Source organism: Luteibacter sp. 22Crub2.1 (genome assembly GCF_900167995.1).
In the GTDB taxonomy this organism is placed as follows: Bacteria; Pseudomonadota; Gammaproteobacteria; order Xanthomonadales; family Rhodanobacteraceae; genus Luteibacter; species Luteibacter mycovicinus.
This window is the reverse complement of record NZ_FUYT01000005.1, coordinates 175,176-198,167: the sequence shown is the minus strand read 5'-3', so window position 1 is coordinate 198,167 and position 22,992 is coordinate 175,176. Positions and strand designations below refer to the sequence as shown.

26 protein-coding genes and 1 tRNA gene are annotated in these 22,992 nt (G+C 62.7%); 6 read left to right on the top strand and 21 right to left on the bottom strand.

Annotated elements, in window-relative coordinates; translation table 11 throughout:
• The first annotated feature begins 318 nt into the window (after positions 1–318).
• Positions 319–969, top strand: coding sequence for a DUF4145 domain-containing protein (locus B5X73_RS06750; protein WP_217699742.1), 651 nt, complete (start codon positions 319–321; stop codon positions 967–969).
• Here the strand turns inward: B5X73_RS06750 and B5X73_RS06745 are convergent.
• The 21 genes from B5X73_RS06745 to B5X73_RS06665 form a co-directional block, all read right to left on the bottom strand.
• The gene (locus B5X73_RS06745; protein ID WP_139382684.1) at positions 966–1,523 is read right to left on the bottom strand and encodes a deoxynucleotide monophosphate kinase family protein; all 558 of its coding nucleotides are present in this window, start codon (positions 1,521–1,523) and stop codon (positions 966–968) included. The genes B5X73_RS06750 and B5X73_RS06745 overlap by 4 nt on opposite strands.
• Positions 1,511–2,308, bottom strand: coding sequence for a phage exonuclease (locus B5X73_RS06740; protein ID WP_254857247.1), 798 nt, complete (start codon positions 2,306–2,308; stop codon positions 1,511–1,513). Before B5X73_RS06740 ends, B5X73_RS06745 begins: the two co-directional genes overlap by 13 nt.
• Position 2,309: 1 nt before the next feature.
• Entirely contained in the window at positions 2,310–2,648 is a 339-nt protein-coding gene (locus B5X73_RS06735; RefSeq protein ID WP_079521047.1) for a hypothetical protein, read from the bottom strand.
• On the bottom strand, positions 2,645–3,049 hold the full coding sequence (locus tag B5X73_RS06730; protein WP_079521046.1) for a hypothetical protein: 405 nt from the start codon (positions 3,047–3,049) through the stop codon (positions 2,645–2,647). The genes B5X73_RS06735 and B5X73_RS06730 overlap by 4 nt, the downstream gene beginning before the upstream one ends.
• Positions 3,046–3,276 carry a hypothetical protein gene (locus B5X73_RS06725; protein ID WP_079521045.1) on the bottom strand — a complete coding sequence of 77 codons (231 nt, stop codon included), beginning with the start codon at positions 3,274–3,276 and terminating at the stop codon, positions 3,046–3,048. Before B5X73_RS06725 ends, B5X73_RS06730 begins: the two co-directional genes overlap by 4 nt.
• Positions 3,273–3,500 carry a hypothetical protein gene (locus tag B5X73_RS06720; protein WP_079521044.1) on the bottom strand — a complete coding sequence of 76 codons (228 nt, stop codon included), beginning with the start codon at positions 3,498–3,500 and terminating at the stop codon, positions 3,273–3,275. Before B5X73_RS06720 ends, B5X73_RS06725 begins: the two co-directional genes overlap by 4 nt.
• On the bottom strand, positions 3,497–3,796 hold the full coding sequence (locus tag B5X73_RS06715; protein WP_079521043.1) for a hypothetical protein: 300 nt from the start codon (positions 3,794–3,796) through the stop codon (positions 3,497–3,499). Before B5X73_RS06715 ends, B5X73_RS06720 begins: the two co-directional genes overlap by 4 nt.
• Before the next feature lie 325 nt (positions 3,797–4,121).
• Entirely contained in the window at positions 4,122–5,936 is a 1,815-nt protein-coding gene (locus B5X73_RS06710; RefSeq protein WP_079521042.1) for a DNA polymerase, read from the bottom strand.
• Positions 5,937–5,939: 3 nt separating this feature from the next.
• Positions 5,940–6,518 carry a Gabija anti-defense Gad2 family protein gene (locus B5X73_RS06705; RefSeq protein ID WP_079521041.1) on the bottom strand — a complete coding sequence of 193 codons (579 nt, stop codon included), beginning with the start codon at positions 6,516–6,518 and terminating at the stop codon, positions 5,940–5,942.
• Positions 6,515–6,748, bottom strand: a complete 234-nt coding sequence (locus B5X73_RS06700; protein WP_079521040.1) for a hypothetical protein — start codon at positions 6,746–6,748, stop codon at positions 6,515–6,517. Before B5X73_RS06700 ends, B5X73_RS06705 begins: the two co-directional genes overlap by 4 nt.
• A gap of 163 nt (positions 6,749–6,911) precedes the next feature.
• Positions 6,912–8,372 carry a toprim domain-containing protein gene (locus B5X73_RS06695; protein WP_217699741.1) on the bottom strand — a complete coding sequence of 487 codons (1,461 nt, stop codon included), beginning with the start codon at positions 8,370–8,372 and terminating at the stop codon, positions 6,912–6,914.
• Between the two features lie 151 nt (positions 8,373–8,523).
• The gene (locus B5X73_RS20950; protein WP_176167757.1) at positions 8,524–8,697 is read right to left on the bottom strand and encodes a hypothetical protein; all 174 of its coding nucleotides are present in this window, start codon (positions 8,695–8,697) and stop codon (positions 8,524–8,526) included.
• Entirely contained in the window at positions 8,694–9,050 is a 357-nt protein-coding gene (locus tag B5X73_RS06690) for a helix-turn-helix domain-containing protein (protein ID WP_079521038.1), read from the bottom strand. Before B5X73_RS06690 ends, B5X73_RS20950 begins: the two co-directional genes overlap by 4 nt.
• Positions 9,051–9,059: 9 nt before the next feature.
• Positions 9,060–9,383: an N-acetylmuramoyl-L-alanine amidase gene (locus B5X73_RS06685; RefSeq protein WP_176167756.1), complete on the bottom strand. Its 324-nt coding sequence runs from the start codon at positions 9,381–9,383 to the stop codon at positions 9,060–9,062.
• A gap of 41 nt (positions 9,384–9,424) precedes the next feature.
• On the bottom strand, positions 9,425–9,862 hold the full coding sequence (locus B5X73_RS06680; RefSeq protein ID WP_139382683.1) for a RusA family crossover junction endodeoxyribonuclease: 438 nt from the start codon (positions 9,860–9,862) through the stop codon (positions 9,425–9,427).
• Positions 9,852–10,562 carry a hypothetical protein gene (locus B5X73_RS06675; RefSeq protein WP_079521035.1) on the bottom strand — a complete coding sequence of 237 codons (711 nt, stop codon included), beginning with the start codon at positions 10,560–10,562 and terminating at the stop codon, positions 9,852–9,854. Before B5X73_RS06675 ends, B5X73_RS06680 begins: the two co-directional genes overlap by 11 nt.
• Positions 10,552–10,716: a hypothetical protein gene (locus B5X73_RS20945; protein WP_176167755.1), complete on the bottom strand. Its 165-nt coding sequence runs from the start codon at positions 10,714–10,716 to the stop codon at positions 10,552–10,554. The genes B5X73_RS06675 and B5X73_RS20945 overlap by 11 nt, the downstream gene beginning before the upstream one ends.
• Complete coding sequence (locus tag B5X73_RS06670; protein ID WP_079521034.1) at positions 10,713–10,991, bottom strand: hypothetical protein; 279 nt, start codon at positions 10,989–10,991, stop codon at positions 10,713–10,715. Before B5X73_RS06670 ends, B5X73_RS20945 begins: the two co-directional genes overlap by 4 nt.
• The gene (locus tag B5X73_RS20940; protein WP_176167754.1) at positions 10,984–11,133 is read right to left on the bottom strand and encodes a hypothetical protein; all 150 of its coding nucleotides are present in this window, start codon (positions 11,131–11,133) and stop codon (positions 10,984–10,986) included. The genes B5X73_RS06670 and B5X73_RS20940 overlap by 8 nt, the downstream gene beginning before the upstream one ends.
• Before the next feature lie 3 nt (positions 11,134–11,136).
• Positions 11,137–11,280, bottom strand: coding sequence for a hypothetical protein (locus tag B5X73_RS20935; RefSeq protein WP_176167753.1), 144 nt, complete (start codon positions 11,278–11,280; stop codon positions 11,137–11,139).
• Positions 11,281–11,315: 35 nt separating this feature from the next.
• Complete coding sequence (locus B5X73_RS06665) at positions 11,316–13,739, bottom strand: DNA-directed RNA polymerase (RefSeq protein ID WP_079521033.1); 2,424 nt, start codon at positions 13,737–13,739, stop codon at positions 11,316–11,318.
• Between the two features lie 4,870 nt (positions 13,740–18,609).
• On the opposite strand from B5X73_RS06665, the gene B5X73_RS06645 reads away from it, so the two are divergent.
• From B5X73_RS06645 to B5X73_RS06630, 5 genes are all read left to right on the top strand, one after another.
• Positions 18,610–19,470, top strand: a complete 861-nt coding sequence (locus B5X73_RS06645) for a hypothetical protein (RefSeq protein WP_139382682.1) — start codon at positions 18,610–18,612, stop codon at positions 19,468–19,470.
• Positions 19,471–19,473: 3 nt separating this feature from the next.
• A complete protein-coding gene (locus B5X73_RS20930) occupies positions 19,474–19,629 on the top strand; it encodes a hypothetical protein (RefSeq protein WP_176167751.1) in 156 nt (51 codons plus the stop codon).
• A gap of 171 nt (positions 19,630–19,800) precedes the next feature.
• On the top strand, positions 19,801–22,311 hold the full coding sequence (gene lon, locus B5X73_RS06640; RefSeq protein WP_036112059.1) for an endopeptidase La: 2,511 nt from the start codon (positions 19,801–19,803) through the stop codon (positions 22,309–22,311).
• Positions 22,312–22,622: 311 nt separating this feature from the next.
• Positions 22,623–22,895, top strand: a complete 273-nt coding sequence (locus B5X73_RS06635; RefSeq protein ID WP_036112061.1) for an HU family DNA-binding protein — start codon at positions 22,623–22,625, stop codon at positions 22,893–22,895.
• Between the two features lie 18 nt (positions 22,896–22,913).
• Positions 22,914–22,988 (top strand) — tRNA-Val (locus tag B5X73_RS06630).
• Positions 22,989–22,992 lie beyond the last annotated feature (4 nt).

Sequence of the window (22,992 nt, the reverse complement as noted above, 5' to 3'; positions counted from 1 at the left end):
CGGTCCTTCTGCTCCCGTTCGCGCTTGCGAAGCAGGGCCAGGACCAGCCGGCGCTCCCCCGTCCGGATCAGGAACTCGTCGCGGTCCTCTGCCGAGTCGAAAATGACCTCGGGGTAGGTGGCGGCCAGCTCGTCGATCAGGTCGTAGGAGTGGAGAGGGATCGAATCGCTCAGGGTGGGCCTTTTGGGTTCGGGAGGAACCCTTAGGGTTCCCTAGGGAGTCATAAGGGGGAAACTTCGTTTCCCTCCTATGCTCCGACTTTTATTACGCGCCGGAAAATCGCTGCTAGGATGCGCGAAACCATTCAGGATGTGCCCTATGAATCCAATCTCTAAACGTCTAGCCGACCTCTCTGACGAGATTGACGAAATTCTCCGCAACACCATTTGGCAGCATGGTGAACTGATGGGGAACCGTGAGTTCGTGAACGGGGAGAACTATCTGGCATGGAAAGTCAAGACGCTAAACGCCATTCAAAAGGCCGCTGGGATTGGGTCTACCCACGAAAAGCACTTTATTGAAGCGGCCAAGGTTAACTACGGAACCAACAAGGACGCCGCTGAGAACCAACGGGCGGTGCTATTGGCCACCCGCGACGACTTCGATAGCGGCTTCATGGCGACGGCCCGGACGCTTGCGCGTGCCGAAGTCTTCGACACTGAGTTGGACATGGCCCGCGAGCTTCTACAATCGGGCTACCGTCTTCCTGCCGCTGTCATTGCACGCACCGTCCTTGAAGTTGCACTACGTGAGCTGTGCGCTGCCCATGAAATCAGTCCCGGTAAGCTCGACAAGATGAATGCTGATCTTGCAAAGGATCAGGCGTATTCCGTCCTCGTTCAGAAGAAAGTCACCGTACTTGCCGATATTGGGAACAGAGCTGCTCACGGAAAATCAGAGTTTAACGAGGACGACGTGGCTGACATGATTGCGGGCGTCGAAAGGTTTGTGACCGATTTTGCCAGTTAAGTGATGAGGGAAACCGCGAGAGCCTGGAGATCGGCGAACGTTCCAGCATTGACATGGTGCACATCACCTCGGCGCGGTTCGATGCCCCCTTCGGAAACGTGGGTACTGACGATCGCAGCTCCGGGACGGGAGAGATGCACGATTCTCCCGCCAAGCTCGCGGATCATCGCGGCCTCGTTCTCGAAGCGGACGTCGGCGAAGACCGCAATATGAGGTCGGAGGGGGGCGTCCCAAGTGAGGTGGTCCTCCAGCCGCCGACGGGCAGCGGCGATCCAGATGTCCGGGTGGATCAGTTCGCGGCCCCACTCGGTGCCGAGGGTCTGCATCATCTGACGCGGAGACTTACCCCCAAATTCCGCTAGAGGCGCCTCTTTCGCCGGTCCGTCGACAAGCTCGGGGTAAGGAATGCCTGTAATGTTTGAGACGAAGACACGGAGCGGATCAGCGAAGGACATCTTGACGCCGTAGCGGCTCGCGTCGATGAGGGCATCCGCGAGAGTGTCCTTTCCAGACCGGGCTCGACCCGTAATGCCAATGATTTTCAGGGATGCCATAGGTTCACCTTGTAGTTCTTGAAGTCGTAGTCGCCGTGGCGGAGGATTCGTGCCAGCCTGGCCTGTAGGATCGCGTCCTCCTGTGTCAAACCCTTGGACTCGTAGACGTCCACGACGGCGGCCCACAGGGCGGCCAGGTGGTCGGCAGGGTCGGCGTCGAGGAACTTCTCGTGGACGGGCAGGAGCGCCGCGTCGGCCTTCTTTGGACCGATGCTTGGACAGCCGGGGTAGTTGTCCGTCGTGTCGCCCGTCAGGGTCTGGAGCATCCAATACAGGTCCGCGTCGTGCTGCGAGATCGTCATGGTTCCCAGCTCGGGCTTGTTCGGGTTGTAGAGCCGCCCGACCAGCGTCCGCATATCCTTGTCGATGGACACCATGATCTTCTTGCCGGGAGCCCGTTTGGCGTTGGGATTGGTCGCAAGCAGGCCGATGATGTCGTCGCCTTCGAGGTACTCGCGCTCGATCACCTTGTCGGCCCACAGCTCCTTGATCCACCCGTCGACGTGATACCAAAGCTCGGGGCGGACCTTGCCGGCACGGTTGGCTTTGTAGAGGGGGTAGAGGTCCTTGCGGAAGTTCGTCGAGACCGACAGCGGGAGAAGGAAGTCGTCGGCCTTGAACTTGTCCATCAGCTCCTCGACGTAATCTTCGAGTGCTGCCTTGGCCTTCGAGGGATTGATGATCTCGATGGGGCCTTCGTCGTCATCGTCGAAGCTGATCTTCTTGGTGTTCTGGAAGGCCAGCATGTAGCGCAGGACGTCTGCGTCGATGATGAGGGTCAGCACCTTAGGCCGCGATGACGTCCACGGACGCGGAGAGGCGCAGACGAGCGCCGTAGTAATGCGGATCGCGTGTGAGGGTCTCGCTGATCTGGATCGCTCCGCTTCGCAGCAGCTCGTCCGCAAGCTCGCTAGCGACACGGCGCCGCAGCGATTCACGCACGTGGTCCACGTAATTCAGGTCAAGATCCGAGCCGATCCCGAATTCGACAGGGGTTTCGATGTGGCGGCGCAGCTTGGAGATCGGCCTGACCTTCGGAGTCGGGACGCACTGGAGCATCTCGATTGTACGCGTCAGTTCAGCCACCTTGCTGAGAAGAACGGCCTCCGTGGTCTTCGTGTTCATTTCAGTTTCCTGAGATTCTTGAGTTTGGTGAGAGGCTTCAGGCCGTAAGAGACGCCGACCGTGCACATGACCATCCAGCGCCACCACTCGGGCAGCGAGGCGTCCAGCGAGGTGAAGCCGTCGACGACGAAATGGGCGCAGCCAGGAACGAAGCAGAGGACGAGCGGCAGCATGACGATCACGAACATCGCCTCGTCCTTCCAGCCGGAGTTCTTCACGGCCTCGACTTCCCACTCGCCGTCCTTCTGTGCTTTCGCGATCTTTGCTTGCAGCGTGGCGAGCTTGAGGTTGTGCTCGGCTGCGGTTTCACGGGCCTTGATGGCCCGCGACTGGTCGACGGAGGATTTGATGCCAGTGAAGGCCCATTGGGCAGCAGAGGCGGCGAGTGAGAGCCAGCTCATGCCGGGAACCTCGGCTTGTGATAGCGAGCTTTGCTCCCGCAGCCGAAGAACAGCGCTTGGCGTTCGTCCTCGCACCGCAGCCACTTCTTGAAGATGTTCGAGGTGTCCACTTCCTTCGTTCCTCCCTGGACGGGATCGGCCACCATCTTCGACGTGTGGTTTCGTGTGCAGAGGTCGCGGTAGTACAGGTCACGGGCGTGGAACTTGCAGGATGTGCAGGTCTTCATTCGTCGTTCTCGTCAGCTTCGATTACGTACGGGATGCCGAGCGCGTCGCACAGTTCACGCGCGAGGTCGGTGTAACCGCAGTCGACGCCAAGGCACACAGCATCGTCGGCGTTACCGCCGCACCAGCTGTAGGCTTCGAACTCGTCGTTGTCGGTCGCCACACGCTCCGAGGCGAGGGACTGGAGCCGGTCGATGAGCTTCGGGGTGAGGGCAATGGCGCTCATGCCGACCACCCGTCGCAATCGATCTCGATGGCGTTGAAGCCGCCGCGAACGATGATGTGCTTCCTGTCGGCCGTTACCAGTCGATGGGAGGTCTCACGGACGCATAGGAGAGTGGCATTATCGACGCGGTACTCGGAGCCATCCGGGTAGCGATAGGTGCGCGAGCGTTCCTTGATCGGCTTGAACTTCAGAAGGGCGCCGTCAGCGGCGCGGTAGTGGTGCAGCGCATTCGACGTGCCGATGGAGAAGGTGTCGGCCGTGACGAACGGCGAGCCGCCGAGTTGGATGCTATGCATTGGAACTCCTAGTGGTTCTCTTGGTAATAGGCAGCGACACGCAGCAACTCCTCGGGAGAGGCGTTACTCTTGATTGCGTTAGCGCGAGAGGAGATGACCTTGACGTTGCCCTGGACGTAGCCGAGGGCTGGGTCAATGCGGTCGAGTGACGGACTGTTGGGACCTTGAGCGGCCCCTCCCGAGTTGCGGTAGAGCGGTAAGCCCAGCACCGGACAATGAAGCGGGATCACGATGTCCTCCACTTGGAGGTCGAACGGGATGCCGCGCTTCTTTGCCCGGTGCTTCGTCAGCGCAAGGAGTCGGCTTGCCGGAGTGGCGGGTTTCCTCAGTGCGTTTCCTTCCAGTTACGGCCAACCTTGAACTCGCCGTCGAGCGGGCAGCGGAATCCGAAGTGCGCGCCTGCGTCGCGGATTGCCTGTACGGCTTCCTGACCCACACGCTCCGCAATATCCTCGTCCGCCTCGATCTGGAACTCGTCGTGTACGTTGGCGACGAACTCGTAGTTCATGCCGGGGACGTAGCCGAGACCCTGGAGGCGGTCGTCGAGGATCACGAGGGCCTTCTTCATCACGATGGCGCCAGCGGACTGGAGGAGCGTATTGAGGGCCGCATGGTCGGAACGGACGTGGACCTTGCGGCCGTCGAGGCCGAGTAGGTAACCGTTCTTGTTCGCCTTTGCCTTCACGGCGGCCAGCAGGTTCCCAAGGGCGGGTAGGCCCTCAAGGAATCGCTTCTTCAGGAGCGCACCTGCCTTACGGCCGCCTCCCGTGATCGACCCGATCTTCTCGTCGCCCGCTCCGTACAGGAAGGCGTAGATGAAGGTCTTGGCATTGTCACGAGTGGGCAATCCAGCAGCCGCCTGATTGACGGAGTGGATGTCGCCTTCGAGGATGACCTTGGCGTACTCGCCGTTGTCCCAGCGGGCCATGTAGTGCGCGAGGTTGCGCAGTTCCAGACCGGAGGCGTCAGCGCCTACCAGCAGCTTCTTACGTGGGACATGGAACAGCGCGCGGCACTCGGCGCCGTAGGGAGACCCGCACTTCGGCACCTGGGCCATGTTCGGCCTGGAGTGCGTCATGCGGCCCGTGACGGCGCCGTTCTGCGTTACGCGGCCGTGGATGCGGCCGTCCTTCTTGACGGCCTTAAACCACGCCTCCTTGCCCTCACTGAGCTGCCCGAGTCGCTTGTCCACCAGCAGGTACTCCATCAGCAGCTTGCACTCGGGGAACTTCAGTCCCTCCAGCACCGTTTCGTCGACCTTGGGCGCACCGTTGTCGGTGAACTGCGTCGGCTTCCATCCGTAAAGGGCAGTCAAGCGGTTGGCGATGTGGGCACGAGAGGCCGGATTGAACACGACCGTCTTGTACTTCTGGATCGGCACGCCCTTCACGTACCCCTTCGACGCGTTGTCGCGCTTCGGGATGAATGGCTTGCCGTCCTTCGCCTGCCACGGCTTGAACACCACGCGCAGCTCGTCGGCCAGCTCCGTGCGACGGATCGTCAGGACACCTTCGAGTTCACGAGCGCCCGTCTGGTCGAACAGGATGCCGTAGCGCTCCTGCCGCGAGATGATCGGCGCGATGTCGTGCTCCAGTCGGATCGACTCCTCGCTGAAGCCCTTGCTCATCAGCTTCAGGTAAAGCGCTACGGTGACGACGACGTCCTGCACGCAGTAGTCGTCCATCTCCTGATTCCACTCGGCCCAGGGGTCGAGGCCGCGCGCCTTCATGTCCTTCGAATAGTCGCCCTTCCATTCGCCCAAGCGGACGCCCCACGCTTCGAGAGCGTGGGAGCCGATGAGCTGCTTACCGAAGTGCGGGTTCTTCTTGGCGAACTTGAAGTCGCGGTCGGTCAGGTCGGTGAAGATCAGGCGGGACATGATGAGCGTGTCCCACACCCGGCCCTTGGGCTTGAACCACGGGTACACCTTCTGAATCGCCGGGATGTCGAACCCGATGATGTTGTGCCCGCAGATGTCCTCCGCTTCCATGAGGATGCGAAGAACGTCCTCGACTGTGAGGGCGGCTCCGTGGTTGTTCCCCCGCAGGGTCTCGCCGGTCTGGACGTTCCGGACGGCGATGCAGTGGACGCGGGTCAGTTCTTCAAGGAGGCCATCGGTCTCACAATCGAATGCCAGCATCGGTCAGTAGCCTCCGGCGGAGGTGTCGACCGGCATACCGCGACAGACGATCAGGCCTTCCTCGAACTGCTCGCCACGACGGTAGCCGTACTGGTCCACGTAGCGGTCCATGCGACGGATCACGCGGTCGATGTGCTGGTGGTTGAGGAACGTCAGCACCCGGTCGGCGGCATCGGTGGCTGCGCCGTCAACAGAGAAGACCTCCACGGTCTCGGGGTCGACCATCTCGGCCGCGAAGCCGCAGCAGCGGAAGTCGAACGAGGAGGCCAGGTCTTCGATGCGGCGGTAGAACCGGAAGCCAATCAGGTTGAACGGCGTCTCGTCACCCCGCTGGAACGAGGGGTAGGACTGCTCGCCCGGCTTGGTCGTTTCCACGAACTCGGGCGTCCAACGGAAGAAGTTGACGGCCATTTGCCAGTCGTTGTAACTGGCAAAGAACAGGTCGTGGTCCTTCACTTTTGTGCCGTCGAGGAACGAGCGGAAGGTGCCGCCAGCCAAGAACGCGAGAGCGCTCAGGCCAGCAGGCATCTTCCCGTAGACCGACAGCGCGTAGTCGCTAAGTGGGCCTACGGAAACCTTCACGAGATAAGGTCCTTCAGCTTGGTCGAGACAGCGACCGCGCGGCGGTGATCTTCGTTGTGCTTGTCCCACTCGTTGCTCAGGTCAACGATGGCGCCCTTGATGATGTCCTTCGAAGACACGGCGTGTTCGGCGGCGGCATCGAGCTGGTCGATGGCCTTCTGCACACCGGCCAGGGCGCGGTCCACGGACTTCGGGGCAATGAGGTTCAGGAAAGAGGTGAGCAGCTTCATGCGGGTAGTTCCTCGACGGTGATGGTTACGAGCACGCGCTTGGCCCCGTCGCGGAATTGCGAGGAGGCAGCGGATGCGGACTTGGGGAGGTAGGGGAAGCAGGCCGATGCGGCGGCTTCCAGCGGAGCGTCTTTCGGGATGTAGACGACGTGCGTTGTCGGTGTCAGAACGGCGTGTCGCCGTAGCCCGGCTCGTCGCCGAACGGATCGTCCGACGCGTCAGGCTTCTCGAACAGGCGACCTGTCTCCAGCTCGTAGCCGAGCGGGATGGTCTTGCCCGTCGACTGCCCGGTGAAGCGATCCTTCAGCACGCGGAACGTGGTGGTCTGACGGACGTTCTCGTCCTCGGCCTGCTGGTCTCGCTCCAGGCCGAACATGAAGTGGGACCAGAAGCCGATAGCTCGTGAGCCCTTGAAGTGTCGGATCATCACTCGCCCGCCTTCCTCGTGAGGCTTGCCCTCAGGGGTGGCGAGATGCGAGATGCCGTAGAAGCAGACGTTGTGCTTCTGCGCAAACGAGGCAATCTCCTCCATGATCTTCTCCAGCGCCTTGCGCTCGTCCTCCTCAGCAGCCGCGAGAGCCGTCAGGTGGTCGAGGAAGAAGTGCTTCACGCCCTCAGCGGTTGCGAGGTACTTCATCTTCGCAAGGATGGTTTCCCATTCGGTGCTGCCGAAGCTGTCGTACATGAAGATGTTGCCGCTCGCTTCGATCTGCTCGAACGTGTCCCTCAGCTCCTGCTCCTGCCACGAGTCGTCAGGGACGTGGAAGCGCTTACCGGCGAGCTTGCCAGCCACGCGCTTACCGGTCTCGACAGGCGGCTGCTCCAGATAGAACAGACCGCACTTCTCGTTCAGCGTGATCGCCGTGTTGACGATCTCCTGAGTGAACCAGTCGGTCTTGCCGACGCCGGTTCCGGCGCCGAAGAAGTAGACCTCGCCATAGCGACGACCGTACGTCAGGTCGTTGAGCGTCGGCAGGAACCACGGAAGGCCTCGCACCGCTTTGGTCAGCGCTCTCTCGCGGATGTCGCCGAAGGTGACGATGCCGTCCGGCCGGAACACCTTCGCGTTCCAGATGGCCGTGATGATCTCTCGGGCCTTGTTGGCCTGGATGAGTTCGTTCGGGTCTTTGGCGGGGAGGTGAGCGATCTTGCACTTGCCAGGCGTGAACAGCTCAGAGCACTCGCGGGCGGCATCTTGGCCGGGCTCGTCCATGTCGAACATGAGGACGACCTCCTCGAACTGCTCCAGCCACTCCAGCTCGCGCGCCAGAGACTTCTTGGCGCCCTGGGCTCCGTTCGGCACGGAGACGACAGGCCACTTGTTCTCTTGCGCCTGCGATACCGACATTGCGTCGATCTCGCCTTCGGTGATGACGATTCGTCGACCGGGGCTCCAGAGGTGCTGACCGAACAGGCCGCACTTCTTGGAGTCGCCCTTGAACGAGAACTCCTTGTTCGCGTATCGCAGCTTCTGCGCCACGATGCCGTCAGTGTTCCGGTAGCTCGCGATCTGCACCTTCTTGCCGTGGTGCTCGCCAATCGTGTAGCCGAACTTGCGGCATGTGTCTTCGGTGATTCCACGCTTCGCAAGCGCAGTAACCTCACCGTGAAGGAAGTCCGTCATGGTGCGGTCTCGTTTGGATGTGGTGGAAGGGGCGGCATCGCCGTCCCCCTTCTCGTAATAGCCGCAGCCGAAGCAGTGGCCGTGTCCGTCGCTGTAGCGTCCGAGGTTGTCTTTGCTACCGCAGTCGGGGCAGGGCTCCTTTCGGAGGAACTCAGACTCGCTTCGTTCCACGCTGCATCGACCACATCGTCTTGCGCTTCTTGACGCCCACGCCGCGCTTCAGCGAGCCCAGGATGATGTCCGCAGTGGCGTCGAGCTTCGCGCCGGTCTTGACGGTGATGTTCGCGAACGCCTCGCGCATCGTGGTGTTGACGTTCTGGTTCATGCGTTGTCCTTCAGTGCGGCGATCAGGTCGGTGATGTCGGCATCGTCGAAGCCCAGCTTCTGCATGGACTTCTCGATCTGCGATTCGGAAAACCGGCTCTCGCGGACGCGGACCGGGTGGAGCGGGAAAGCCATGCGACGCTGCGCGGGACTGAGGTCGTAGCGGATGTAGCGCTGGCCCTTGGCGTCGCGCTTCTCCTCTTTCACGAGGTCCCAGCCCGCAGCCACGATCTCGTCGATACGCGATGCGAGGCGGCGGATGCCATAGACGCCGTGGGCTTCCCACTGCGAGATGGAGCCTTCTGCGCGAAGGTGATTGAGAACGATGGTGGACTGCGGGGGCAGCTTGTTCATGGCGAATTCCTAGTGGAGGGTCTTGAGAGGGCTTTCCGGCCCGTAGTGCTTCGGGAGCCGGTAGACGTCAGCGAGTGCCGCGAGGGCTTCGCGCTGTTCCGTCGTGAAGGAGCCGTAGGGCTCCAAGTGGTCGTTGAGTCCGCCGATGAGGCAGACCTGATACGAGCGGGAGTTGGCGTTGCGGGAGAGCGCGCCGGGTTCGTCCAGGGGACGGCCGGGCTCGACGGTGCCGTCTCGTCTGATGACGAAGTGGACGGCGATCTTCGAGTAGCCGGTGCGGCGGTGAGCGGAGGCCAGCTCGTCCGCGCCGATGTCCTGAGAGTCAGGTGTCATCGAGCACGTCACGTAGAGCTGGTCGACCGAAGTGAGCTTCTTCAGTCGCAACGGTAGATGTGCACGTTGCTGTGCGCGGCTTCGCCCTTGGCGGCGAATCGCTTGGAGGAGGTGAGGAGGATGATCTGGTCGTCGTCGTGCCACCATCCGGTGACCTTCGTCACGATGTCGAGGACAGCCTTAGCCGAGTTGTCGACGTCGTAGCGCGGATACGTGAGCTTGGACGTGCGAGCCTTCGTCGAAACCGACTCGACTACGACGAACAGCGGGGTCTTCGCGTGGAACGTCAGGTTGCCCGCACCGAGGAGCTTCTTTGCTTTAGCCATCCAGGCGGTGTAGGTCTTCTGGTAGTACGTGCCGTACGTGGTGACGCGGGGACGAGAGGCGGGGACTGGTTCGAGTGGGAGGTGGATGGACGCCACAAGCGTGGCGCCCTCCATGGTCGCGATCAGGCCCGAGAGGACAGGATCAGAAGTCACCGTCGCCAGCGTCAGCCGGGGCGTCGTCGCCCTCGTCGTTCGCGGAGGTACGCGGCGCAGCCGAGGAGCCCTTCAGCTCGGCCTCGTCGGCTTCATAGCCGTCTTCTTCTTCGCCCATGCCCAGCGAGTCGGCACTGTAGCCGCCACGCGCGACGAGCTGGAGCAGCTTGACGGCCAGCAGGCGGTTCGACAGGTAGAAGGTCTTCGCGGACTGCACCGGGCCGCCGATGGTTTCGAAGCTCACACGGAGCGTCGAGCCGCCATAGATGTCCGGCGGGTTGTCCATCTTCTTGCCCTTTGCGTCGAAGATCGTCGGCTTCTGCGACCACTTCTTGCCGGTCTTGGTGACGCCGCTCGCCTTCATCTTGAGGTTGATGAGGATGCGGCCGGTTTCTTCACCGTCCTTGTCCAGCTCCTCGGTGAACACCGGGGCGACGTCCCACTTCTCCAGCTCCTTGGCCTTCAGCTTGCGCTTGTCGCCAGCCTTGTCCAGCTCCTCGGCCTTGAAGGCTTCGAACAGCTCGTCGCGGCGCTTCTCCAGGTCGGCGACCAGGGCGCTCACGCGCTCGTCGGTCGGGTCGAACGACAGCTTGACGGCGTACTCGCCCTCGGGTTTGAACTTGGTGTCCGGTACGGTAAGGCTCGGGAAGACGGCTGTGCCGGGCGGCGTCAGGAGCGGAGCGTATTTCTTAAAGGCCATTCGTTTCTTCGGGTTCGTTGAGGGGGATGTTTGCTGCGTGCAGAACGCCGAGGTCGATCCCGGCGTACATGCAGCGGAGGCGGGTGCTACGCGACAGCGCACCGGTTTCGTCCAGTTCGCGGTACGCGTCCCTGATGAGGTCGTTCGGGTTCACAGGAACTTCTTCTCGATTTCGCCGCGTGCGTAGTCGCGGACGACGTTGAACGTGTCCTCGTTCTGGAAGCTGACGTCGCGGTCCATGCGCCACACGGTGTGCAGCGCTTGGGAGCGGTCGATGCCGAGCGCATCAGTAACGAGATAGAAGGCGGTGGTCAGTGCGATGACCTGATTCGCCGGGGGAAGGTCTTGCAGGGCGTGGATGACACGGAACGCGCCATCGGCGGCTTCCACAGGTTCGCGGAAGCCGACTTGGGTGCTGACGTCAGGCACTCGCGCGGCGGTGCTTCAGGTCGAGGCGGATGTACGTCTGGATGCGGATGGCTTCCAGCAGGTTCTCGGTCTTGCGAGCACGCTCTGCGAGGCGCTGGTGGTGCTTGCCATAGAACGGGGAGACGGTGCGCTTCTTAGCCATGGATCAGCCCTCCGACACGAGCGACGAGCTGGACGCGCAGAAGTCCGCAAGCGTGCCGTGGGTCGCCGGGTCGTAGATCGCGAGGACCACGCCGTACTGGTCAACGGCGGTGTGGGTCTTCAGTCTGCTGTTGTACTGGATGGACATTTGCGTTTCCTCAAGAGTTACGAGTAGGTAATCGTTTAGGCAAAGAAATAGGCGGACTGCTCCACGAGGGAGAGGTCCAAGTCACCGCAGAGCGGGAGTTCCGGGAGCTTCTCGGCCAGCTCAGGTGTGAGCTGGGCGGCGAGTTCGTCGCGGAAGTCCGTCAGGACCTCGCGGCTGTACTGTTCAACGAAGGCTGCTCTTAGCGAGGCAGCGAGGATGTCGGTGTCGGCCGCGTGGGTTCCATAGGAGTCATGGATCATCGCGAAGTCGGTGATGTCGTTGTCGAGGGCAGTGCAGACGGTGAGCTTCAAGTGGGCTGCGTCACACGAGTGGACGAAGTTCGGCGAGATGCCGAGGGCCTGTCTGCGGCCGTCGAGTTTTGTTCCATCAATGCTCCGACTTATATTCACCACCCGACCCGAGACGTAGGTCTTGATGTCGATGCCGGTGCTCACGCGGTACTCCTGAAGGACCGGGAAGCCTGCGGGTGTGGTCCAGCTCACAGGCATGTCGCCCTTCGCTGCTACCTTGGCGGCGTCCTTCAACCAGTCCATAGCCTCTCGGGCTGCGATGACCACCTGACCGATGGACTCCCACAGGATGTCGCCCAGGTACGAGGCCCGATCTCTGGAGTCGTCGAGTCCCAGCTTCTTGCACTTCTCGACGATCTGGTTCCGCATACCGGACTTAGTGACGCCGTAGGGCAGCGTCATCACAGGCTGCTTCACGAGGTCTCTGGACAACGTGCCGTCCCATGAGATCGCGAAGGGGTTGCCCGCCTCCGCTTCGGCTTTGATGCGCGCCTGAGCGACGTGCATGACCTTCGTATAGATGTCGGCCGGACGAACCTGAGGGATCAGGTTGGTCGCCTCACCGCCCACGGTGTCCCGCAGCATGGCGCTGAAGTTCTGAAGGCCGTTGCAGGAGCCGTCGAGGGCGATGGGGAGGTGGGACACGAAGTCCTCGCCACTCATCTTATAACCCGCCCATTCGAAGCAGGCCGCCAAGGCGCAGTAGGGGGAGTCGGCCTCCGTCCAAAAGCGCTGCCCGTCGAGCGGGTCGAGCGCCGAGTCGAGGATGCGTTCCTCATTACTATGCACCCACGCAATGCGCTCCTCGAACGGAACCTTGTCGACGCCGAACAGGTTGGCTACGTGGATCGCGAGCCATCTGGCCCCTGAGGAGCCGAGCGGCTTGCCCTTGGCGAAGTGGAGGAGCGCCTTGGCCTGATCGTCGCCCTGAGGGTTCAGGGTGCCGGGGACCGGGTAGACGCGACCACGGAAGTCCAGGGTGTGCGGGAAGTAGATGGCCTCCTCGGGGGCGAACCGGGCCGCGAGGGCGATCTTCTGCGCCGCCGCCACGCGCTTGGACGCCGAGCGGGCATTCTTCTCATAGACCTCGGCGCGGCTGCGTTTCCATGCCTTGAACTCCTCAGGGTGGTCCACCTTGTAGACCTCCATGTCCTCGGAGGGGAGTGGCGGCACAGCCTGAAGCTCGCGGTGCGGGAGGTCGCCAATGCCGCCACCTGCCTCCCACGCGTCCCGCATGACTGCCAGGACCGCAGAGTTAACGCGCCACGGAGTCGCCTGGATCGCGTTGATCGCCTCGTAGACCTTAGGCATGTCGGCGTTATCCAGCTCGCGCAGGTACGCCTTGTTCCGTGTGCGGACCAGGGGCACGAGGCCGCCAGCGTCCGTCAGGTAGCCACCGCCCTTGGATGCAGTCCAATGTCTCGGGGCAACCAGCATGGGCATACGGACGGGCGAGAAGTGAGCGGCGGCGTCGTGGGCCTTGTCGAGCCATTCGAGAACGGCAGGGGTTCCACGCAGGAGGACGCGCTCGCGGGTCTTCCCGTGGCTGCTGTCGTTGAACAGCTCGGCCAGCCCGGTGGTCTCGATGAACAGCTCGATCATCTTCATACCGAAGTGCATACCGTCGTTGCCGGGGAAGGCGAACTGCTCAACCTCAGTGCGGCGGATGGCCGCCTCCATGACGTTACGGCTGTGGCGCTTCGACGTGGCCTTCTTCAGGACGTCTTGCAGGTGCTTATGGAGTCCCGGTGCTTCCTGCTGGAAGCGGGAGTAATTGATGGAGTCCTCGACGGCCGTGGCGATTGCCTCGGCGGCAGTCTGCACGCGGGTCTCTCCAGTGGAGACGGCGTTCATGCAGGTACGGCACGTCAGGTAGGCCAGCTCGGTGGCCGGGAAGTCCTCGGCCCAGCGAACGGCGGTGTGCTTCTTGCCGGGCTTGCCATTGCGGGCCTCGGCGACGAACTGCTCAATCCCCGTCGCCACGAGATTGATGGCGTCGCGGACGAGGCGCTTGCCGGGGCCGGTGTCGGCCTCATCGGTGCGCTCGCGTTCCTTCTTATAGCGGTCGATGCCGAGAGTGAGGGATTCCTCCTCCAGGGCGATCTGGCGGGCTCTAAGGTCTTGCTCGGTGGTCTGCACGATATTCATGCGGGGGCTCCAGATACGAAAAAGGCCCCACGAGGGGGGGCCTTGGATGGGTCGATGGGTTGTTCTGCTGGTGGGCGAGCGCCCACACGAAAACGCCCCGGAGCCACGAGGGCACCAGGGCGTCTTTAGGGATTCTTTAAGGAGCCTTTAGGGAACCCTTAGGGAACCCTTAGGGGGGAACTGACGTTCCCTCGATGCTCCGACTTTTATTCACTCGCTGCGTGCTGGCGGCACCCAGCGGCACCTTCTTCTAGGTGCCACCGGCACCCCGCCGTAACCGCCAGCGGCACCTACGTGCATTTTGCTATTGGGGCGCATACGATTCAGTTCTATTTAGGTTCTGACGGGGTAACCCGTGGGGGTTCGAGTCCCCCTTCTCGCACCAGTCCGAAGTTCGTTGATTCATGGGCTTGGGGGTTGCTGGGTGGTGGTTGTTCTCTGTTCGGTGACCCTCTCTTTCCCGTGTCGGTGCGGGTCTGGCGCGCGAGGTGCGTTGCCGGGACGTGCGTGCCGCCGGTCCTTGGGCCGTTCTGTGTGTCTGGCGGTGTGTGTGCGTGTTTGCGGTCGTCTTGGTCGTGGTTTGGTCCGGCCGTTCGTTTCGTCGCTTGCTTTTGCGCGTGGCCTTGCTGCGGCGCGTCGCTGTTGTTTGCCTTCTCGTGTTGCTCGGGCATTGGTGGTGCGCGTTTGGAGCGCGTTTCTTAGCGGCTTTCCATGCGTGCTCGGGTCGTTCGTTTGCGGGGTCTTGGGGTGGGCCTAGGGGTCGTGTGGCCTCTGCCTTGCTCGGGGGCGGTGTTGCCGTTGCCTCTGCGGTCAGTGGCGCTGGTGGGTCCTTTTTGTTTTTGATTTTTTTCGTGGTGTCCCTGGTGCTGCGTCCGGGGTCGTGCTCGGTTCGCTGGGCGTCTGATCGGCGGCGCGGGCGAGCTTGGTGACGGCGCATGCTGGTGTGCGCGCGGGCGTTGAATGGCTTGCTGTGGGGCTGTGCGTGCCGGCGCGGCGGTGGGCCTCCGTTGGAGGCTGGCCGGTGGGCCTCGCGCTGGGCGTCCGGTTTGGGGTTGGCGGCTTCTTGGTGGTGCGTAGAGGAGCAGTTCGGGTGGCGGCGGTCTGGGCGGTACTTGGTGTTGGGGGTGGTCTTGGGGCGGTCCGGCCGGTCGGTCCTGGCGCTGGGCCTGCGGGCGCGGCTTGCGCGTGGGTGGTTGGTTGTTCGGTGGTGTGTGGGCGGGTTGGGGTCGCGCTGGGCGGTGGTGTCGTCCTGGGCGTGGGGGCGGTTGTTCGATGCGCTGCCGGGGTCGTCGCCGCCGTGGTTCGTCGCTTTGTTGGAGTTTGTCTGGTCTGTCGGCTGGGCGGGTGTGCTTCGGCACGCCTGCGGGTGGGGGGAGCGGGGCTCGCATTTTGTGTTGCGTGTCCTCCGTCTGCTGGCGGGCGGCGCTGCGGTGGAGGGTAGGTGGCCGTCTGCGGGCACCCGGTCTCTGGGCTCGTCGTGTGTCAGGTCGCGTTTGGCTTTTCTGGGGTGGTTCGGCGATGGGTCTTTCGCTTCCGCGCGTGCGCGGTCCCGTGTGCCTGGGGGGCGGCGGCCGCGGCGGTTCTTTCCCTGGGCGCGACTGCTTTATTCGGGTTTGTCTGGTTGGCCGGGCTTTGCGGTTGGCTTGGGGGTGGGGGGGATTTCGGTCTCGTTCTCGGGCGCCCGTCGGGATGGCGGTTTTGATTTGTTTCGGCTGTAGGGGGGTGCTCGCGCTTTGGGCGCTCCTGCCGCGTGTTGCTGTGCTGTGTGGCTTCCTTCGGGTGTGGTTGCCCTTGGGGGGTGTTTTGGCTGTGGTTGTTTGGGGGTCTGGTGTTGGCCCGTTTGTGCTGGCTTCGTTGGGGGTTGGGCTTGTCGGCCTTTTTCTTTGTGTTGCCGTCGAGGCGGTGGATGTGACGTGAGCTAGCGTTTGGGTTTAGTGGGTGCGCGTGTTTCGTGTGGTGGAATTGGCGCTGGGCGGGGTTGTTGCTGTGTGGGCCCTGCGTTTCTGTGGGCGGGAGGGTGTGCTGCGGGGCGTGCGTGGTTGGGGTCCGTAGCTTCTGTTTTCCTGGGACGTTCTTCGGCGGGTCTTGGTTCTTCGGGTGGTGTTTCGTGTGGGGTTCTGCTTGGGTGCCTTTCGTCAGGCGTTCGGTATAGTCTTGGGTGAGCGAACGCCGTGGCGGTTGTCGTGGGTTCCGATTTGTCCCGGTTGGCGTGGGGCTCTGTTGTGCTGCGTCTGGCCTCTGCTTCGTTTGGGGGTCCTACTGGCGTCTTGTTTTGGTTGGGGGTTTTTTTTGTTGTGGGCATGCGTTTTCGGCCCTTTGGGGGATTCTTTGGTCTGGGCAGTGGGTGGCCTTTGGCGGTGGCTCCCGGGCTTCCGGTGGTTGCTTCGGTGTGTGGTGGCTTCGTCGACTGGGCGGTCGTTTGCGGGGTTTTTGGGGGTGTTGGATGCGTGTCGCGGCGACGCTGGGTAGGTTCGTGGTGGCTTCCCTCTGGTTTTCGTGGTTTCGGGCGCGGTGATGCAGGTTTTGGTTTGGGGTGTGGGCCAGCTCGGGCGGCCGGTCAGGGTGGCGTTGCCGGCGGAGCGTCTCGCGTGGGAGGTCAGGGTGCGGATCGCGGCGATGTTTCGCCCGGTGCGTGTGGTGTTGTTCCTTGGGGGTTCGGTGTGTACGGACGTGATCGAGCGGCGTTTCTGGGTGGGTGTTGGTGTTGTGGGGGTGTCGTCTCTGGTCTGGAGCCGGGTTCGTCGGGGCGTGGCGGGGGGTCCGTTCCGGCTGATTGCCGATGGTTCTGTGGTGCGCCGGGGTGCCGCGGCGGACGGCGGTGTGGCGTCGCGGGGTCGTTTTGGAGTTATTGGGGGTTTTCGGTCCGTTGGCGTTTCGCGGATGGGGCTCGCCGGCGCTGGGGGGGCGGTCCCGGACGGGGGCCTTGGTTCGTTGCTTGGGCCTTTGCGCGCGCCGCGTCGGCGTTTGGACGCAGTGTTGCGGGCGTGGACGGACGGGGAGTTCGTGTTTTTGGGCTCGGGGGCCGGCTTCTGTGCTTCTCGTTTTGCTTCCGCAGGTGTTTGGCGTGCTGGTCGCGTGCTTGGTTGGGGGTGGCTGTTGCAGGGGTTGGACGGGTGGTTTTCCTGTGGTTTGGTTGGCGTGGGGCTGGTGCCGGCGGTGGGCTTCCCGTGGGAGTTGCGCACTGCTGGGTTTGCCGGGGGTTCGTCTTGGTTCGCGTTCCCGATCCTCGCGGTGCGGGCTGCCCAGTTTCGGGCGGTGTGCTGCGAGTTGGTCGCGCTGTTGGGTGTGTGCTTGGGGGCTCTGGGGATGTTGTGTTGGTGATTTCGGGCGAGGCTGGGGTGGGTTCTGGCGGCGCCTGTGGTGGCGCGTCTGTGGTTGGACTTGTCGGGGCGGCTGTGCTGGGCCTGTTTGGGCGTCTGGGTTGCGGGGCTGGTTTGCGACGCTGCGGCGGGCGGGCTTGTCGGCGTGGTTCTGGGGGTTGGGCTGGGGGGGCTTCCGGGGTTGGTCGGCGAGGCTCTCGCGTTTTTTCGGGCGCTCGTGGTCGCCGGTGTTGTCGTGGTGGCGGTGTGCGTTTCTCGGTGGGTTCGTGTGGGTCGTGAGGGTTTGGTTGTGTTTGTTTGGGCGTTTGCCTGGCGCTTTGAGGGCGGGTTGTGTGTGCTTGCGGTGTGTGACTGTGGTTGCGCGTTGCTGTCTTGGCTGTGGCTGTGGGTTCTGTTAGTTCCGGTGGGTGCGTGGTTTGTTGGCTCCTCGACCTCGCGGGGGCCTGGCCTGTTCTTCGCGTCTGTGGTGTGTGGGGTGGGGTCTTTAGCATTGCTGTTGTTTTCGGCGCGGGGGCCGCGTCGTTAGGGGTTTCGCCGTGTTTGTTGTTGTTGTCTAGTGTCTTCGCCTGGTTTGTTTCTTTGTTGGGCGGACTTCGGGTGTTTCGGGTTCGTTCTTTTTCTGTTGGCGTTTGCTCAGTGCGGGCGTCCTTTTCTCGTTGGGTCCTTTCGTCGGCTAGTTGGCCTATTTGGTCGTCGCTGAGTTGCTGTTCTTGGGTTCCTTTTCGCTTGCTAAGGCCGTCGATGTGTAGCTCCGGCGCTCCGGTGGTTGCGTTCGCGCTTGTATGGCTCTTTACTTTGCTCTGGCGTTTGTGTGGGGGGTTGTCGGCTTCTTGTGTGTGTGTCCGGCTGCGTCTGTTGGTGGCCTGTTGCTTGCGGCTGGTGCTGCGGGCCGTGGTTGCTTGTTGGCTCATTGGCGGTTGATGCTTCCCCGGTTCTTTGCTTGCGGTGTCTGGGGGGCTGCTGGGGTTCTTGATCTTGGCTCCGGTGGATTCCTGTGGATGGGCGTGCGTTTCCCTGCCATCCTTGGCCGTGTCGGTGGTCTTCCGTTCGGCGTGGTCGCTTGGGACCCTGGGCGCGACGGTTTGTTGCGTTGGGCCGTATGTGCGGCTTGTTGCTTGCTCGGTTCGGTTGCTGCTCGGCGTACCGTCGGGTGGGTGTGTTCGGCTTGATTTGCCTTTATTCTTTTGCGTCAGGCGGTCTTTCGTCCCTGCTTGGTTGGGTTGAGTGGTGTGCTTTTGTGACGGGGCGCTTGGCTTTTCAGTCGTGCTCTGGGGGTGGGCGGCTCGCGTCAGGGCTGTTGGAGCGGCGGGGGAGCGATTCTTTATTTTTGTTTCTGTGGTCGGAGCCTGCATGCCTTGGGCACGTTGGTCGCTGGTTCCGGTGTGTTCGTCTGCGCGGAGTGCGTTGGTCTTTGCGCCGCTCTCATTGGGGGGGCTCTGTCAGGAGCGGGGTGTTTGGGTTGGCGCCCGCTTCGCCTGCCGCGGGGTCTCCTGGGATCGTTTTCCGGGTGCGTGTTGTGCGCTCCGGGCGGCGTGGACGGTGTCTTCGTCGTGGTCTATCGCCACTTCGCGCGCGTGGTTTCTGTCGCGGAGGACGGCGTTGTTGTGGTGGTCCGGTCGAAGGTTCTCCTGGTCGGTGTTGCGGGTTCGGGTTTGCTGCTGGTGGTGTTCGCTCTGGTTGGGTTGGTTGTTGTGTTGTTCGGCGTCGTTGTTGCCGCGGTGCTGGTGGATGCCGTTTGTGTCGGTGCGGTTGTCGACCCCCTCGTGGAGGGGGTCTTGGTGGTGTTCGACTCCGTGGTCGAATTGGCGCAGGTCGTCGTGGTCTGGGTGTTCTCCGTCGGCGGGCTGTCTGGTGTGGTCGTGATGGGGTGGCTCCTCCTCGGCGTGTTGGTTGCGGGCGTTGAGCAGGCTCTGCTGGATGTCCTGGTGGGTGTGGTCGCGTTGGTTGTGGCGGTGGGTGTTGGTCCGGATGCGGTGTATGTGTTCGTTGTTGTCGTCGCTCGGGCTGTCGTTTTCGTTTGTGGTGTCGCTTTTGCCGTGCTGGTCGGGTTGATCCAGTCGTGTTCGGAGTCCGCGGTTCTGTGCTTGTCGGGCGCGTTGCGGTCGCTGGACCGGATCGAGCCGGTGTGGCCGTCGTTGTGGGTGGTCTCGCCGTTGTCTCTGGTGCGTTTCGGTCTGCTTCGTGCGTTGGTCGGTGGCTTGCCGTTCGTGGTGGTGCTCTTGGTCGTCTATGCGTTTGCCCTGGTTGCGTTTCTGATCGGGGCTGAGATGGCGGTCCGCATGTGGTTCCTCGTTGTGTTCGGTGTGGCGGGCGGGGTTCTCGCGTTCCGCGGGGAAGCCTTGTCCTTCGTTGTGGGTGGCGCGCTCCCGGGCGTGCTGGGGGCCGGTGTCGTGCGTGGCATTCTCGACTAGGTTTTGGTTGGGTTTCTGTTTGCCGTTCCGTTGCTGGAGGCGGTCAGCGCGGTTGTGGTCGCCTGCGCGGTGGTCGCTGGCCAGGCCGAGCCGTACCTTATCTACCGCGGGAACCTGCAGCAGCAGAGGATCGCGGGCGAGGGTGGCGACGCCGCCTGACGTAACGGGCGTTACGTACACCGACGGCCCCGGCGTCACTGACGCCGGGGCCGTTTTTCTTTCGGCGTGCCGCTCTTGATCGGTCCTTCGCGAACCACCACTTGACGTGTATGGCGGCTCCGGCGCAGTGTCGGGGCGAGCCCAAAAAACTCTGAGGGAAACCCTAAGCACATGGCGAAGAATCGCAACCAGACCACGAGCGGATCCGAGCTGGACCTATTGCCGGTCCTGCCATTGCGTGACGTTGTCGTCTACCCGCACATGGTCATCCCGCTCTTCGTGGGACGCGACAAATCGATGCGTGCGCTCGAGCGGGCAATGGAAGGCGAGCGGCAGATCCTGCTCGTCGCCCAGAAGAGCCCCGACATCGACGATCCCTCGATCGGCGACCTGCATCAGGTCGGTACGCTCGCGGGCGTCCTGCAGCTGCTGAAGCTCCCCGACGGCACCGTGAAGGTGCTGGTCGAAGGGCAGTCGCGCGTGCAGATCGACGCCTTCGAGGACGAGGCCGGGATGATGAGCGGCCGCGCCCGCGTCATCGAGCCGATCTACAGCAAGAACGAGCGCGAGCTCGACGTCGTGTCGCGCTCGCTGGTCTCGCTGTTCGAACAGCTGGTCAAACAGAGCCGCAAGCTGCCGCCGGAGATTCTGGCGACGCTCTCGGGCATCGACGATCCGTCGCGTCTGGCCGACTCCATCGCCGCGCATCTTTCCGTGCGCATGGCGGACAAGCAGCGTGTGCTCGAAACCTCCGATGTCGGTGAGCGTCTCGAGTTGCTCATCGGCCTCGTCGATGGCGAGATGGACTTGCAGCAGGTCGAAAAACGCATCCGCGGCCGCGTCAAGTCGCAGATGGAAAAGAGCCAGCGCGAGTACTACCTCAACGAACAGATGAAGGCCATCCAGAAGGAACTGGGTGAAGGCGACGAGGGCGTCAACGAAATCGAAGAGCTGCAGAAGAAGATCGACGCGGCGGGCATGCCCAAGGCCGTGCTCGCGAAAGCGCGCCAGGAATTCAACAAGCTCAAACAAATGTCGCCGATGTCGGCCGAGGCCACCGTGGTGCGCAACTACCTCGACTGGGTGGTGGGCGTGCCGTGGAAGAAGCGCAGCAAGGTGCTCAAGGATCTGGCGCTCGCGCAGGAAACGCTCGACGCCGATCACTTCGGTCTGGAGAAGGTCAAGGACCGCATCCTCGAGTATCTCGCGGTGCAGCAGCGCGTGAACACGATGAAGGGCCCGATTCTCTGTCTCGTCGGTCCGCCCGGCGTTGGCAAGACCTCGCTCGGCCAGTCCATCGCCAAGGCCACGAACCGCAAGTTCGTCCGCATGAGCCTGGGTGGCGTTCGTGACGAAGCCGAGATTCGCGGCCATCGTCGTACGTACATCGGTTCGATGCCGGGGCGCATCGTGCAGAACCTCAACAAGGTCGGCACGAAGAATCCGCTGTTCGTCCTCGACGAAATCGACAAGATGTCGATGGACTTCCGCGGCGATCCGTCGTCGGCGTTGCTCGAAGTGCTCGATCCGGAGCAGAACAGCGCGTTCAACGATCACTACCTCGAAGTCGATCTCGACCTTTCGGAAGTCATGTGGATCGCGACCGCGAACTCGCTGAATATCCCGGGCCCGCTGCTCGATCGTATGGAGGTGATCCGTATTCCCGGTTACACCGAAGACGAGAAGCTCAACATAGCGCAGAAGTACCTGCTGCCGAAGCAGCTGAAGGCGAACGGCCTGAAGTCCGAGGAGCTGGGTATCGATGAAAGCGCATTGCGCGGCATCGTGCGTTACTACACGCGCGAGTCGGGCGTGCGTAATCTGGAGAGAGAGATCTCCAAGATCTGCCGCAAGGTGGTGAAGGAAATCGCGCTGGGTACGGTCCCGGCCAAGGCGAAGGCCAAGGTGCAGAAGGCGGCCGGCAAGGCGGCGAAAGGCAAGGCCCTCGCGCCGGATCTGGTCCGCGTCGATGCCGAAAACCTCGACCATTACCTCGGTGTGCGTCGCTTCGACTTCGGTCGCGCCGAACAGCAGAACGAAGTCGGCCTGGTCACGGGTCTGGCCTGGACCCAGGTCGGCGGCGACCTGCTCAGCATCGAAGCATCCGTGGTGCCGGGTAAGGGCCGTCTGGTCCATACCGGTCAGCTCGGTGACGTGATGAAGGAATCGATCCAGGCGGCGCTCAGCGTCGTACGCGCACGCGTCGCGGGTCTGGGTATCGAGCCCGACTTCCACGAGAAGCTCGACATCCACATCCACGTTCCCGAAGGCGCGACGCCCAAGGACGGTCCGAGTGCGGGTATCGCCATGGCCACGTCGCTCGTGTCGGCCCTGACCAAGGTGCCGGTGCGCTCCGAAGTGGCGATGACCGGTGAGATCACGCTGCGCGGTCGCGTGCTGCCCATCGGTGGACTCAAGGAGAAGCTGCTTGCGGCGCATCGCGGCGGCATCACCACCGTGATCATTCCGGACGAGAACAAGAAAGATCTTGTCGACCTGCCGGAGAACATCACGAGCTCGCTGGACATCCACGCCGTCAAGTGGATCGACGAAGTGCTCGATCTCGCACTCGAGCGTCCGATCGGGCCCAGCAAGAAGGGCGCGGGCGAGGCCGGTGTCGACGTGGCGCCCGCGCCGGGTCGCAAGGGTAAGGGCAAGGGTTCGCCGTCGCTTACTCACTGATCGCCTGAGTGTTTCATCGCATACGAAAAGGGGGCGCGGGTCACCGTGCTCCCTTTTCTTTTTCGTCGTCCTGTCACGATCGCTTCGCGATAATCTTTTTTATGCATACCCGCTGAAAGCGTTGGTATTGCTCGTATTGCGGTAGGGGTAGGGCACTGGTATAAAGTCCGCTCCGCCATCGCCCGCGCCGCAAGGGCGCCCTGGATCGCGGGGTTGCTGAGTCATGCCACATGGTGAGATTCGTAACCTGACGTCTTCTCGCCAAGGATCGCCGTCCGGCGATTCGAATTACCTTTGAAGGGAGTTACGTAATGAATAAAACCGACCTGATCGCCGCCATTGCTGAAAAGGCTGAACTGTCGAAGGCCGACGCCGGCAAGGCGCTCGAAGGCCTGATCGAAGCGGTGAAGGACACCCTCAAGAAGGGTGAAGACGTTGCCCTCGTCGGCTTCGGCACCTTCAAGCTGCGCAGCCGCGCCGCCCGCACGGGCCGCAACCCGCGCACGAACGAAGAGATCAAGATCCCGGCGTCGAAGGTCCCGGCCTTCACCGCTGGCAAGGCGCTCAAGGATCACGTAAACTAAGCAGTCTTCCCCGTAAAGGGGTGCTTAGCTCAGCGGTAGAGCGTCGCCTTTACACGGCGCTGGTCGGGGGTTCGATCCCCTCAGCACCCACCAACGG